This window comes from Kushneria sp. EE4 (assembly GCF_977968315.1).
This window is the reverse complement of record NZ_OZ386212.1, coordinates 713,555-727,899: the sequence shown is the minus strand read 5'-3', so window position 1 is coordinate 727,899 and position 14,345 is coordinate 713,555. Positions and strand designations below refer to the sequence as shown.

The following is a 14,345-nucleotide window of genomic DNA, read 5'->3' as shown; positions in this document are numbered from 1 at the left end:
GCCGCAAGAGAATGCCGATGAGCGCTGGTAGCCCTACATGACAGTCACCGCCCCTACTACAGACACCAGTATCGATAAATATCTTCAGCGGCGGCGGCGACACTACTGGCTACTGGCCATTACGGCGGTGCTGACGCTTTGCTCACTGGTTGTTGACGTAGCGACCGGCCCGGGTCAATACGGACTCGGTGACATCCTCCGTGCCATCGTGTCACCGGACGACGCCCCTCGCGCCATTGCAGTCATTGTCTGGGAGATACGCCTGCCGGTGGCGCTGATGGCCATCATGGTCGGCATGTCGCTGGCCTGTGCCGGCGCCGAGATGCAGACCATTCTCAACAATCCACTGGCCGACCCCTTCACGCTGGGCATTTCGGCGGCAGCGAGCTTCGGGGCGGCGCTTGCCATCGTGCTGGGGGTATCGCTTTTCCCGGCCGCCAGCGAACTCCTGACCACACTCAACGCCTTTATCATGGCCATGATTGCCTCGCTTTTGATCTGGCTGGTCAGTCGCCTGCGCGGCGTCAGCGTGCAGACCATGGTGCTGATGGGCATCGCCCTGATGTTCTTTTTCAACGCCACTCTGGGCATTTTGCAGTATGTGGCCTCGGCAGAATCCCTGCAGCAGCTGGTGTTCTGGTCGCTGGGCTCCCTGTCCCGTGCCAGCTGGTCGAAGATCGGCATCGTTACCGCCGCCCTTTTGATCACGCTACCCATCTTCTTTGTTGCCGGCTGGCGCCTGACAGCGCTTCGCATGGGCGATCTACAGGCACGGGCGCTGGGCGTCAACGTCGGCCGTCTGCGCCTGACCGTTTTGCTTTGCAGTTCGCTGCTGGCTGCCACGGCCGTGGCCTTTGTCGGCATCATCGGCTTTATCGGCCTGGTGGGGCCGCATATCGCCCGTATGCTGGTCGGAGAAGATCAGCGCGTCTTTCTACCCATGTCAGCGCTCACCGGTGCCCTTTTAATGTCGCTGACCTCCATTGTGTCCAAGACACTGATTCCTGGTGTGCTGTTGCCCGTGGGCATCATTACGGCACTAATCGGTCTGCCGTTTTTTGTTTCCCTGATTCTTAAAAGCCGTCGCGAGGTATGGGGATGAGCCTCAGGGTTGACTCACTGTCGGTACGTTTCGGACGTACGCAGATTCTAAATGATGTCAGCGGTCTGGAAGCGCAGCCGGGCGAGCTGACCGCCCTGATCGGCCCCAACGGGGCCGGCAAGTCCACACTTTTGAAATCCATTGCCGGCATCGAAAAATCGACCGGGCATATCAGCCTTGATGATACGGCGCTGAACACGCTCGATATCGCCCAGCGGGCCGGGCGGATCTATTACCTGCCTCAGGACATTACCTCTCGGGCTGCGCTCAGCGTGTTCGAAGCCGTGTTGCTGGCTCGACGCACGACCCATCAGTCCGACCGGCAACAGGATCTGAAACGCGTCCAGCACACCCTGCAGACCCTGGAGCTCGAGCAGTATGCCGAGCGCGACCTTGGCCAGCTCTCCGGTGGCCAGCGCCAGCGTGTCGCCATCGCCCAGGCCGTGGTCAGAGAACCCAGAGTGCTCATGCTTGATGAGCCGACCAGCGCGCTCGATCTGCACCATCAGCTACAGGTGCTCGAGTGGCTGGTCGCTCTGGCGCGTGAGCAACAGATGATCATCATCATCGCCATTCATGATCTGAGCCTGGCGGCGCGTTTTTCGCGGCACATGTGGCTGATGGGAGCAGGCGGTGTCGTGCGTGCCGTTGGCGCGCCCGAGACGGTACTTACCGAGGAGCGCCTCAAGGAGGTATATGCCATCAAAGCGCACGTTGAATGGCCTGAGGGTGAACCACCTCGTGTCACGCCCCTGGCAGCCACTCGCCAGCTTGGCGTACAGGGCACGGGGCAGGACTTCTAAACTTCAAACCAAACGGTATTGGGGATGAGTCTGGCGGATTTGCTATCGTGCCTGCCAAACGGCCCTTGAAGGGCCATCTACTGTTGATAACGGAGATGCCGAATGTCGCTGGATATCGATGAGATCAATGCAAGGCTGGGCAACGATCCTCAAGCGCTGGTGGAATGGGCCCTGTCGCTCGACAAGCGCCCCATCTGCACCACGAATTTTCGTCCTTTCGAAGCCGTCATTTTGCATATGGTGTCGCAGGTTCGTCCCGACATCCCCATCGTCTGGATGGACTCCGGTTATAACACTCCCGCGACCTATCAGTTTGCCGATGAGGTGAGCCAAAAGCTCGGTCTCAATCGCATCATCTACGTCCCGCTGCGCTCACGCGCGCATCGCGAAGCCGTCGACGGGCCGACACCCGCCCTGGATGATCCTCGCCACGAAGCGTTTACAAAAGAGGTCAAGCTCGAGCCCTTTGAGCGCGCCCTGCGCGAGACCAGCCCGGGCGTCTGGTTTACGGCGCTGCGCGCCTCCGACACCGCTACCCGCGCGCAGATGCAGCCGGTCAGTATCAATCAGGACGGTTTGATCAAGGTCGCTCCCGTACTGCACTGGAGCAGCAAGGACATGCACGACTATCTGGTCAGGCATGACCTGCCCAACAACTTTGATTACTTTGATCCGACCAAGGGTGAAGAAACCCGCGAATGCGGGCTCCATCTGCAACACTGAGCAGTTGGCGCTCGAACACGGCATGTGGCCATGAAAAAGGCTCGCCAATGACCATGGCGAGCCTTTTTTATATTCATGAACCCGTTTGGCTACCTGACGGGCAGCTCGGTATTCTCAAACAGCGCGTTTTCAGCGTGCGGGCTTGATTCCAGCGCCGCCTCGACCGTGTCGCGATCAAGGTGGGCGGCAAACTCATGGATAAAATCGAACATGTAGTTGCGCATGAACGTCCCGCGGCGGATGCCGATTCGTGTCACCGAGCTTTCAAACAGATGGCTGGCATCGATCGCCACAAGGTCGTGATCCGCCACCGGGTCGACGGCCATGTGAGCGACAATGCCCACGCCCAGCCCCAGTCGAACATAGGTCTTGATGACATCGGAATCAGCCGCTGTCAGTACCACGTTGGGCGTGATTCCGTGGGACTTGAAGGCATCGTCAAGCTGGGAACGGCCCGTAAAGCCAAAGGTGTAGGTCACCAGCGGATGCTCGCCGAGCGACTCAAGCGTCAGGTTGCGCGTGCCCTCGAGCGGATGCCCCTTCGGTACCAGCACACACCGGTTCCAGCGATAGCAGGGCAGCAGGACCAGATCATTGAAAAGATCCAGCGATTCCGTACAGATGGCAAAATCCGCCATGCCTTCACAGACCATTTGAGCGATCTGACGCGGCGTCCCCTGCTGCATGTGCAGTGCCACATCCGGATAGCGCCGGGTAAACCCGCTGATGACGGCAGGCAACGCATAACGCGCCTGGGTATGAGTAGTGGCAATCGATAGGCTGCCACGACGATCATCACTGAACTCCTGCGCCACATGGCGGATATCATCCACCTTGCGAAGCACCTCACCGGCAAGCTCCACGATGGGTTTTCCGGCCGGTGTAATTCGGGTCAGGTGTTTGCCGCTTCGTGCAAATATCTCAACGCCCAGCTCGTCTTCCAGCAGGCGTATCTGTTTGGAAATTCCGGGCTGCGATGTAAAAAGGCTCTGTGCCGTGGCAGAGACATTCAGATTATGCCGGGAAACTTCCCAGATATAACGAAGCTGCTGAAGTTTCAAGGCATTAACCTCCTGCAAAGCGAGCCCGAAACCGGGTAAAAAGGGACGCGAAATCGCCTGCTAATGCTATCAGGGTCTAAAATAATGAACAATCATTCCTTTTCAGAATAAAAAAATATCCCTAGATTCCTGCAGCGCAAAGCACTTGCCAACGCCACGGGATCCAGCATGTCATTGATCGATTTTCTGCTTTATGTACTGGCCGGCGCAGGTGTCGGCATCGCGGTAGGGCTTTCTGGCATTGGCGGCGGTTCACTGATGACCCCCATTCTCCTGACCTTCGGGTTTCCCCCGCATATCGCCGTGGGTACGGATCTTTTGTATGCCGCTTTTACCAAGATCAGCGGTATCTTCAGTCACCAGAAACAGGGGCATATCGACTGGAAAGTGATGCTGCGCCTGTCTGCCGGCAGTGTGCCCGCAGCGATTTTGACCGTTTTCCTGCTCAACCACTTCTTTACCGGCGCGCACGACTACAGCGGGCTGATCACTACCACACTGGGCATCATGCTGATCCTTACCGCCGTGGTGCTGATCTTCAAGACGCCGCTGCAGCGCTGGACCGGTCAGGGGGATCGCTGGGTCAACCGACATGTGACCCCTCTGACGCTGGTGTCAGGCGTGGTACTGGGTGTGTGCGTAACGCTGTCCTCGGTAGGCGCCGGTGTCTTTGGCACGGCCGTTTTGATGCTGCTCTACCCCTTCTTTACTTCGGGTCGCATCGTGGGCACCGACATCGCCCACGCCGTGCCGCTGACACTTGTGGCCGGCGGCGGGCATTTATTGCTGGGCAATGTCGACTTTGCGCTGCTGCTCGCCCTGCTGGTCGGCTCCGTACCCGCCATCCATCTGGGGGCATGGCTTTCGAAATATCTGCCGGACAATCTGCTGCGCGTTATGCTCACGCTGCTGTTGTTGAGCATGGGTATCCGGTATGCGTTTTTCTGAACGAAAGCGCGACCCTGATCGCCTCGTTCAATGGGTACCATCGCAGAGACACATTTGCCTCACCCCCTGGTACCCGCTACCATCCGTTGTATACAGCCTGTACATGCAATCACTGGAGTAAATCATGGCTAATAATGTTGACGTTACCAGCGCCAATTTCGACCAGGAAGTCATGCAGTCTGACAAGCCTGTACTGCTGAAGTTCTGGGCCCCCTGGTGCGGTCCCTGCAAGATGATGGCCCCGGTCGTCGACGAAGTGGCAGAAGAGAAGTCGGGCGAACTCAAGGTCGTCAGCATCAACGTTGACGATGCCCAGGACATTGCTGCCGAGCAGGGCGTGCGTGGTGTACCGACCGTCATGATGTTCAAGGATGGCACCAAGGTTGCTTCACTGGTCGGTGCCCAGTCCAAGACACAGCTGGTGCAGTTCATCGATCAAAACGCCTGATCCTGCCCCGCGCTATCTACTAAAACGCTCCCCGATGGGGAGCGTTTTTTTATGCCCGACGTTTCTCTTTTTTCGCCTGCTGCCTGCTGACAGTCGCCGTTCTCTTAACCCCCTACTCTTCCGAGGGCATCCCTTCTTTTGCACGCCGACGTCGCTCCCGATTGGGCCCCAGCAATATTGAGAGCCATCGCGTGTCAGGATGGCTGTCGAGCAGGATCTTGAGCGACATGGTCAAAGGAACCGATAGAAAAAGCCCCACCGGACCGAAAAGCCAGCCCCAGAACACCAGCGACATGAAAGCCGCCAGCGTCGACATCCCCAGCGTCTGACCCATGATGCGCGGCTCGATAAGATTGCCCAGCACAAAATTGATTGTGACATAGGCACCACTCAGGATGGCCGCTTTCACGACACCACCATCCGGCATGATCAGCGTCAAAAGAACCGCCGGCACCGCGGCTATGATCGAGCCAATGTTGGGAATGAAATTAAGGAAAAAGCCCAGCACCCCCCAGAGCAGCGCGAACTCGACCTGAAGAATCAGACAGCAGGCAGCAATAAGCGCGCCGGTGATGGCACTAATGACCGTTTTGACCAACAGATAGCGCTGTAGCGTTCTAGAAAACTGGGTAAAGCGCGCAAGGCTGCCATGGGGCTGCTTGATGGCCTGAGAGAGCTTGTAGGGGAAATCCAGCGTTTCATACAGGATAAAGATGATCAAAATGACGATGATGCCAAGCTGGGTAATGAAATTGCCGATACCGCCCAGAAGCGATGGCAGCGAATCCATGAGCATGCCCGGATCAAGCGCCTCCTGCAGCGCCCGGGCGTCAAACGGCAGCCCCAACGCATCAAACCACTGCAAAAGGCCTGCATAGTGCTCGCTCAGGGACTGCTCCAGCGCCGGGAGCTGATTGACCAGATCTCCCAGACGCGCCGTTACCAGCCAGATCAAAAGAGAACTCGCCAGCGCCACGACCAGCAGCACACAAAGAATCGACAGATTAACGCTGAAACCACGTCCGTGGAGCCACTTGACCGGGCGAGAGCACAAAATCGCAATAAACAGCGACAGCAGCACCGGGATAAACAGACCGGCACCCAGCTTGAGGCCTGTCACGATGATGACCAGTGAGGCAAAGGTCAGTATCAGATGATAGGGAAAGTGATGCTGATCCTGCTCGGGGTCGCTTTTCATGTCAGCCTCTTGAATACCAGTATAAGACACCGCGATGGCCTGCAGACCTTGGGCGGCGCTTGCTTACGGCGTCCTCTGCGCTGTACGCACAGACGGTGTCAGTACGCGCAAGAGCGTATTGGCGCAAAGGCTTGCGCCTACCATGCCCAGTACCATCGGCCAGATGCTCGCCATCTGAAGCCCGCTGACCAACGCACCTGCCAGTCCGCCTGCCGTGAACTGCAGGCTGCCCAGCACGGCATTGGCCGTGGCGCTCATGCCGGGAAAATGATCCAGCATGGAAGAGACGGCGTTGGGTGAAATCAGACCGTTCACGCCGACAAAAAACATGATCAGCAGCACCATCCACCATAGTGCATCCAGCCCGGTGAGTACCGACACCACGATCAAAACGCCGGCCCCCAGCTGAATACCCAGTCCCAGCCTGAGCAACTGCTGTGGCGAATAGCGTCCCAGAAGCCGAATGTTGAGCCGGTTGGACAGTGCCATGACAATGATATTGGCCCCGAAGACAAACGGATAAAGCTGGCTGGAGACGTCGTAATATTCCATATAGACATATGGAGAACTGGTAATAAAGCAGAACATGCCGGCAAAAGACAGTGATACGGCCGCAATGTAGCCCATCGCCTCGCGATGTTTGAGCACCAGTGCGTAGTTGCGCAGGACCTGCCCTGCCCCGCGAGGCGCCGCGGGGTCCGGCGTGCGGGTTTCAGGCAGATACCTCATGATCAGATACAGCAGTGCCACGGCATAAAGGGCCAGAAACAGAAATATGGCCCACCAGTCGACAAGCGTCAGCAGCACGCTGCCAACGGCGGGTGCCACAAGCGGGGCCAGCATCAAAATCATGACCATGGTTGAAAGGACACGCGCCGCTTCTCGACCCGAAAAGCAGTCACGCACGATGGCTGGTGAATTGACCACACAGGCACCGCCGCCCAGCGCCTGCAAAAACCGCAGTGCCATGAGCGGCCAGAACGCATCGACCTGCGTGAGCAGAAGGCTGGACAGCATGAATGTCGTAATTCCGCCCAGCAGCACCGGTTTACGCCCGATTCGATCCGACAGCGGACCAAAAATCAGCTGGCCCAGCGCCATCCCCAGCAAAAAAATGCTGATCGACAGCTCGGTCAGATGAATATTGGCGTCAATGTGCAGGGCAATGGCAGGAATGGCGGGCAGATAGGCATCGATGGCGAAGGGTGCCAGCGCCGTATTGGCCGCCACCAGCAATGCCAGACGTCTGGCCCCGATAATAGGCAAGTCGTTCTCCAGATCAGACCATGGGCATCGTGCTGCTCCCGATCGGGAACACGGCTGCCATGATCAGTGCTCTCGCTGGGACTCCAGCAGATCGATGAGCGGCTGGAACTCGATACGGTTCTGCTCGCTCATGGCCGCCAGCGTACGGTGGGCTTCGATGACACGTGAGCGAAGTTCTTCTTCGCTGGTTTCCATGGCGGGGATATCGCTGAAGCTGACAGGTTCCGACCACGGCATGTCGATGATGGTCACATAGTTTTGAAATCCCATGACATCGAGCATGCGCCGGACGTCAGGGTGATCAACGGCCACCAGCGGCTGGCCGGGAATGCGATGGCGCACGGCCAGCGCAATCTTGGCCAGAAACCCCAGCGCCGTGGAATCCATGTTGACCACCTGACGCAGATCGATGATGACACGCTCAAGCCCGGGCAGCTCTGCCAGCGGCTGTACCTGCTGGTCCAGGGTGGCACAAAGTGTCAGGCGCACATCGCCGGTCAGTCTGAGCACAAAGGTGCCCTTTTCGAAAGCCGCCTGGAGTCGTCCTTCATCCATCGTTGAAACCGCTCAGGGTAAGAAAGGTAATGTCATCCGGCAGTGCATCGGACAGAGCCAGTGATGATTTCAGATTACTGATACTCTCTGCATTGCCGATATGCTCACACAGTGCAGAAAGTCGCTCTTCGAGGTTATTGCCTGCCAGACAGTCAAAGACGCCGTCCGAACAGAGCCAGAGCCGGAAGTGATCCGGCAGCTCGCAGTGATAGGTCGGATATTCAACGTCCGGAAACAGCCCGACCGCCGGTCCCTCACCTTCAAGCTGTCGTACGCTGTCTTTTGTCGCCAGAATCGGCATCGGCATCTGAGCGCCCAGAGAATAGTGCAGCGTGCGCGTATGGCAGTCGATCACGCCTACCACGATGGCCGCATGCTTGCCGATACCGGTATCCAGCAACTCCCGATTGAGCCGGGCCAGCCATCTCGCCGGTAGATTTTCCGGCAAACGGGCATTCCAGCGCGACAGCCAGCGCTGAAAGAGCGCCTTGAGCAGCACCGTCACAAAGGCAGACGAGGCGCCATGCCCTGCCACATCGGCAAAACAGAATAGAACGTGGCGCTCGCCATGGGCCTGATAGTCGAGAAAATCCCCCGACAGATAGAGCGACGGCGCCATCCAGTAATCGCCTTCGATACCGTTGAGCCGGGTACAGGGCATGGGCTGCAATCGGCGCTGAATCTGCCCCCCGGCCTGAAGATCGGTACGCAGCGTGCTCAGATGCGTCTGAAGCTGCTCGTTGAGCTGCTCCAGACGGTCCCGGTCACGCTGCACCACGACCTGAGTACGCCGGTGCTCCATGGCCCTGAGCATGAGCCGTATCAAGAGCGCCTCATGCCCAACAGGGTCGACCAGATAATCAATAACGCCGGCATCCACCGCCGCCAGCAGCGCTGGACTATCGCGGCGCTGACTGATGACAACGGTCGGCACGCACCCAGCCAGCGAGGCCCAGCAGGACGCCGGTGCGATATCCGCATTCACGATCAGGCCATCAAGGCCCTCGGGGAGCGCTTCGATATCGTCAAGGACCAGCAACGTGAATCGGTCACACGCTGAAAGGGCCTGGTAAAGCGCGTCACGACGCGCCCCCGGCTGGTCGATGAGCGCAATCCTATCTTTACTGACAGGCATGAACGCTTTTCCGCCATGGTCGTTCGAAGGATTTATTCCGCAAAATCACTGTCATCGAATTCGATATCGTCGCTGGCGAAAGGATCTTCACCGGAGCGGCCGTCGTTGATCAGAAACTCCCGGCGCTGCAGGTAGGCGTCACGGATGAACGAGTAGCGATCCCCTCGAATCAGCTGTTCCTGATCCAGCAGCGATGCGCGCGTCTGTACCAGATCGATGAAGCGTATGCTCCAGCGCGTAACGTCATCGTCAATATAGGTGGTCGGATGGGTATACCAGTCTACCGGCAGACCGGCCGTATCACGTACGGTGCTCGGCCCCAGGAAAGGCAAAACCAGGTACGGCCCGGACCCGACGCCCCAGACCGCCAGCGTCTGGCCAAAGTCTTCGTCATGCTGATCGATCCCCATGCGCGATGCCGGATCGAGAAAGCCACCCAGCCCCAGCGTGGTGTTGATCAAAAGCCGGCCCAGCGAGGTGCCCGCGTTGGTCAGCTTCCCCTGCAGCAGGCTGTTAAACGAGTTGCTGATCTCTCCGAGGTTGGAGAAGAAATTACCCACGCCTTCCTGCACAGGCTCGGGCGTGACGTAGTCATACCCCTGAGCGGCCGGCTTGAGCGCGTAGCGATCCAGCGTGTCGTTAAAGGAGTAGACACCCCGGTTGAACCCCTCCCAGGGGTCCTGGGGGTTGCCGTCCTGTGTCTGCGTGCCGGCACAGCCTGCAAGTGTCACGCAGGTAAAGGTTGCCGCGGCGATACTCGTCCATGCTTTCATCTATTCACCCTGTCCCTTGTCATCTGCAGCGCCCCGGGCGACTGCATTGTATTCTACTGCGGCAACCGCCTGTCCTGTTGCGTCCATATGACGCTGCACGATTTCGATAGCGCGCAAAGGACCCAAACGGCGCATTGTCAGCCGATTTCAGGCCACTGTACAGTACAGTGGCCATCAGGCATGAGTCAGGAAGCCGTAAGCTCCTGCCACTGGCGCTCCAGTCGCTTGCCGGACACCGGTGCCAGCGTTCCCAGCTGCTGGGCAAACAGTGACACGCGCAGCTCTTCAAGCCACCATCCAAACGTTTCCAGCGCCTGATCCTGAAGCGCGGTGGCGCCGTTTCTGCTGCGTCTTTCCTCGAGCCGGCGATGGAAATCGTTGACCTCCTCCATCGCCAGCTGATCGCGTCGTACCTCGCGCGGGGCTTTTTCAAGCCGGATCTGTGCGGCCTCCAGGTAACGGGGATACTGCGCCAGCCACTCGCCTGCCGCGCTGATAAAGCCCGGATAGACCAGCCGCTGCATCTGGGCGCGAACATCGCTCCAGCTCAGAGCCAGATTGAAGGCGACCCGACCCTTGAGCGCCTTGGTGACCTCAAGATGGCGCTTGAGAACGCGTTCCAACAGTGCCACCAGCGTCTCGGCTGTCTCGTGCAATCGCGAGCGCTCGCTCTCGAGACGCGCCTCGAAGGCCGCCTGATCACGCGGCAGCGGGTCGAAGGCGAATACTTTCAGGAACACGGCCTCGATGAAATCATCCACCAGATCACGCCGCGTCCCCACGTTGGCATACAGCAGAATGCAGCGCTCAAGGCCGGGTAGATCACGCGCCAGAAAGCGGACCTGATCCGGCAAACGGCGCATGGCCAGACGCTTGATGCCATGACGATGCTGCTCATACGCCTTGTCGGGATGGTCAAAAAGCGTCACCCCCAGCGTCTCTCCCTCATCCACCAGGGCCGGCCACGCCTCGACGCGAATGCCGGCCTGATCACGCACGTGGGATTGCGGCAGCTCGCCTTTCGGAAACTGCGTCAGCCCCTGTTGCGACAGCGCGTCACCCGCCATGGCCCGGGTACCCGCCTCGGCCTCGCGCTCAAAGCGCTCGATCAGGGCGTTCAGATCGCGACCTTCACCCAGCACCTGACCATCATGATTGACCACACGAATATTCATGATCAGATGCACCGGCAACTGCTCGGGCCGCCACTCATCGGATGAGAGCCGGATACCCGTCTTTTGACGCAAAAACTCCGCCAGCGCCGAGGTCAGTGACACGTTGCCCGGCGTCAGGGCCGACAGCGCGGCATCCGCCCAGTCCGGGATCGGTACGACCTGGCGGCGATACTGCTTGGGCAGCGACTTCATCAGCGCAATCACCTTGTCGCGACGAAGCCCCGGCACCAGCCACTCAAGACGCTCCCCCGGCAGGGTAGAGAGCATGGACGCCGGTACCGTAATCGTGACCCCATCATCCGGCTCATTGGGCGCAAAATGATAGCTCAGCGGATAGCGAATGCCGCCGCCCTGATAGCTCAGCTCGAGCGTATCGGGATACTGTTCGACCGTGACCTCAGTGGCCTCACGCGCCAGCAGCGTTTCCATGTCAAGAAACAGCACGCTGTCATCATGCTGCTCGGCGTGACGGCGCCAGCGCTCGAAACTCTTGCCGTTGTAGATATCGGCCGGCAGGCGGGAATCATAAAATTCAAACAGCGTCTGCTCATCAACCATGATGTCACGACGGCGGGCCCGGTCCTCGAGGTCCTCGACCTCCTCGATCAGCGCCCGGTTGTGCTCGAAAAATGCCCCCTGAGTCTGGAACTGCCCTTCCACCAGAGCATGGCGGATAAACAGCTCGCGGGACTCCTCGGGGGCAATGGGGCCGTAATGCACCTTGCGTCGGGCAACGATCGGCAGACCAAACAGCGTGACCTGCTCATACGCCACCACCTGGGCACGCTTCATTTCCCAGTGTGGCTCGCTGTAGCTGCGCTTGGTCAGATGCGTCGCCAGTGGCTCGATCCACTCCGGACGGATGCCGGCCACCTGTCGGGCGAACAATCGCGTGGTTTCCACCATTTCGCCGGCCATGATCCATTTGGGCCTGCGTTTGGCAAGCCCGGACCCCGGGTGGATCATGAACTTGCGATTGCGGGCGCCCAGATATTCTCGTGGCTCCTTGTCCGAGGCGGCGTGCAGCCCCAGGTTGGACAAAAGCCCGGTCAAAAGCGCCTGATGCAGGCGGTCGATGTCGGGCTCGCCCTCGTTTTCGACCAGTGACAGCTCTCGAGTCAGCTGCTTGAGCTGGCGATAGGTGTCGTGCCATTCGCGCAGACGCAGATAGCTCAGATAGTTGTCGCGACACCAGCGCCGCAGCTGATTGGCCGAAAGCTCCGCCCGACTGGCCTCAAAGCCCTGCCACAGATTGATCCAGGCAGTGAAATCGGAGTCCTTGTCCAACCACTGACGATGTTTCTGATCGGCCGCTTCACGCTTGTCGGCCGGGCGCTCCCGCGGGTCCTGAATGGACAGCGCACTGACCACGATCAGCGTCTCGCGCAGGCTGCCGAACTCACTGGCCGCCAGCACCATGCGCGCCAGTCGCGGGTCGATCGGCAAGCGCGCCAGCTGGCGGCCGGTTCTGGTCAGATGCTGTTGCTCATCCACAGCACCCAGCTCAAAGAGCAATCGAAAGCCGTCCTTGATGAAGCGACTGTCCGGCACATCCACAAAGGGGAATTTACCGATATCGCCGAGCCCCAGCGACAGCATGGAGAGAATGACCGAGGCCAGGTTGGTTCGCTGAATTTCGGGCTCGGTATAGGCCGGGCGCGACAGGTAATCCTCTTCGCTGTAGAGACGAATACACACGCCTTCGGCGATACGCCCGCAGCGACCGCGGCGCTGGTCGGCACTGGCCTGGCTGATCGACTCGATCGGCAGGCGCTGCACCTTGGCGCGATAGCTGTAGCGGCTGATACGCACCAGCCCCGGGTCGATCACGTAGCGAATACCGGGCACCGTCAGCGAGGTTTCCGCCACGTTGGTGGACAATACGATGCGTCGCCCCGTATGCGGGGCAAACACCCGGTTCTGTTCGCTGTTGGAAAGACGCGCATACAGCGGCAGCACCTCGGTATCCCTTAGCTCGAGGCGGCGCAGCGTATCGGCCGTCTCACGGATCTCGCGCTCGCCGGGCAAAAAGATCAAAATATCGCGCGGACCGGTATACCAGCGCTTTTCGCGCTCGATACGCCCGATCTCCTCGACAGCCGTCACAATGCCTTCCTGCAGCGTCTGATCCTCTTCCTCGCGCTCATCACGCACCAACGGACGATAGTGCGTTTCCACGGGGTACGTCCGTCCGGAGACCTCGATCACCGGCGCCGGCGTGACGGTACCATCGTCATGATGCTGACCGAAGTGACGCGAAAAGCGGTCCACATCGATGGTGGCCGAGGTGATGATGACCTTGAGGTCGGGGCGGTCCGCCAGCAGTCGCTTGAGATAGCCCATCAAAAAATCGATGTTGAGACTGCGCTCGTGCGCCTCATCGATGATGATCGCGTCATAGCGCAAAAGCTGCGGATCATGCTGGGTTTCGGCCAGCAGGATCCCGTCGGTCATCAGCTTGACCCGAGTGGTCGGGTCGGTCTGGTCGGTAAAGCGCACCTGATAACCGATAACACCACCCAGCGAGGTACTGGTCTCCTGGGCCAGACGCTGCGCCACGCTGCGCGCGGCCAGACGGCGCGGCTGGGTGTGGCCGATCAGACCGCGCAGCCCGAGCCCCAGCTCCAGACACATCTTGGGCAACTGGGTCGTCTTGCCGGAGCCGGTCTCGCCGGCCACCACCACGACCTGATGATCGCGAATGGCCTCGAGTATGTCGTCGCGACGCTCGGCGACCGGCAGCTCAGGCGGGTATTCCAGCGTCACAGGCTGGTCGCGACGCCGCTGCACAACCCCCTCTGAACGCGTCAGGCGGGCCTCGATATCGTTCAGGGCCTTGTCCACGGGCTGGCCGCGCTGAATGCGGCCGGTCAGACGTTTCAGCCGCTGTCCCTGCGCCATGGCGTCGCTGATCAGCACGTCATCAAGGCGGCGACGCAGAGATGCAAGCGCCTGCTGCGCCGACTCACCGGAGTAAGTCACGTTATCGCTCAAGGTACCCTCTGGACTATTGAAACCGCCAAGGCGGTAATGACAATGAGCATGGCACGGCCATGACCATCCGGGAGAAAAGGTGTTTCGACTACTGGTAACAGGGGCATTATTGTAGCGCCAATCCTGCCCCATCGGCCAATCAGCCGACAGGGCAACGCCGGGGC

At 59.5% G+C, this 14,345-nt stretch carries 12 protein-coding genes; 5 read left to right on the top strand and 7 right to left on the bottom strand.

What is annotated here, in order from left to right; all coding sequences use genetic code 11:
* Window positions 1–37: 37 nt before the first annotated feature.
* From ACXMYO_RS03265 to ACXMYO_RS03255, 3 genes are all read left to right on the top strand, one after another.
* Window positions 38–1,102 carry an iron chelate uptake ABC transporter family permease subunit gene (locus tag ACXMYO_RS03265; protein WP_438766745.1) on the top strand — a complete coding sequence of 355 codons (1,065 nt, stop codon included), beginning with the start codon at window positions 38–40 and terminating at the stop codon, window positions 1,100–1,102.
* On the top strand, window positions 1,099–1,905 hold the full coding sequence (locus ACXMYO_RS03260) for an ATP-binding cassette domain-containing protein (RefSeq protein WP_438766743.1): 807 nt from the start codon (window positions 1,099–1,101) through the stop codon (window positions 1,903–1,905). Before ACXMYO_RS03265 ends, ACXMYO_RS03260 begins: the two co-directional genes overlap by 4 nt.
* 102 nt (window positions 1,906–2,007) lie before the next feature.
* Window positions 2,008–2,628: a phosphoadenosine phosphosulfate reductase domain-containing protein gene (locus ACXMYO_RS03255; RefSeq protein ID WP_438766741.1), complete on the top strand. Its 621-nt coding sequence runs from the start codon at window positions 2,008–2,010 to the stop codon at window positions 2,626–2,628.
* Window positions 2,629–2,717: 89 nt separating this feature from the next.
* Here the strand turns inward: ACXMYO_RS03255 and cysB are convergent, their stop codons facing one another.
* Entirely contained in the window at window positions 2,718–3,689 is a 972-nt protein-coding gene (gene cysB, locus ACXMYO_RS03250; protein ID WP_438766739.1) for an HTH-type transcriptional regulator CysB, read from the bottom strand.
* A gap of 168 nt (window positions 3,690–3,857) precedes the next feature.
* On the opposite strand from cysB, the gene ACXMYO_RS03245 reads away from it, so the two are divergent.
* A complete protein-coding gene (locus tag ACXMYO_RS03245; protein ID WP_438766738.1) occupies window positions 3,858–4,637 on the top strand; it encodes a TSUP family transporter in 780 nt (259 codons plus the stop codon).
* Window positions 4,638–4,761: 124 nt separating this feature from the next.
* Entirely contained in the window at window positions 4,762–5,085 is a 324-nt protein-coding gene (gene trxA, locus ACXMYO_RS03240; protein ID WP_438766737.1) for a thioredoxin, read from the top strand.
* A 112-nt stretch (window positions 5,086–5,197) separates the two neighbouring features.
* Here the strand turns inward: trxA and ACXMYO_RS03235 are convergent, their stop codons facing one another.
* The 6 genes from ACXMYO_RS03235 to hrpA form a co-directional block, all read right to left on the bottom strand.
* The gene (locus tag ACXMYO_RS03235; protein WP_457807799.1) at window positions 5,198–6,283 is read right to left on the bottom strand and encodes an AI-2E family transporter; all 1,086 of its coding nucleotides are present in this window, start codon (window positions 6,281–6,283) and stop codon (window positions 5,198–5,200) included.
* Window positions 6,284–6,346: 63 nt separating this feature from the next.
* A complete protein-coding gene (locus ACXMYO_RS03230) occupies window positions 6,347–7,549 on the bottom strand; it encodes a Bcr/CflA family multidrug efflux MFS transporter (protein WP_457807798.1) in 1,203 nt (400 codons plus the stop codon).
* Window positions 7,550–7,612: 63 nt separating this feature from the next.
* Window positions 7,613–8,104: an STAS domain-containing protein gene (locus tag ACXMYO_RS03225; protein ID WP_438766734.1), complete on the bottom strand. Its 492-nt coding sequence runs from the start codon at window positions 8,102–8,104 to the stop codon at window positions 7,613–7,615.
* Window positions 8,097–9,239, bottom strand: a complete 1,143-nt coding sequence (locus ACXMYO_RS03220; RefSeq protein WP_457807797.1) for a PP2C family protein-serine/threonine phosphatase — start codon at window positions 9,237–9,239, stop codon at window positions 8,097–8,099. Before ACXMYO_RS03220 ends, ACXMYO_RS03225 begins: the two co-directional genes overlap by 8 nt.
* Window positions 9,240–9,271: 32 nt before the next feature.
* On the bottom strand, window positions 9,272–10,012 hold the full coding sequence (locus ACXMYO_RS03215; RefSeq protein ID WP_457807796.1) for an MlaA family lipoprotein: 741 nt from the start codon (window positions 10,010–10,012) through the stop codon (window positions 9,272–9,274).
* A gap of 185 nt (window positions 10,013–10,197) precedes the next feature.
* Entirely contained in the window at window positions 10,198–14,181 is a 3,984-nt protein-coding gene (gene hrpA / locus ACXMYO_RS03210; RefSeq protein ID WP_457807795.1) for an ATP-dependent RNA helicase HrpA, read from the bottom strand.
* Between the last annotated feature and the right edge of the window lie 164 nt (window positions 14,182–14,345).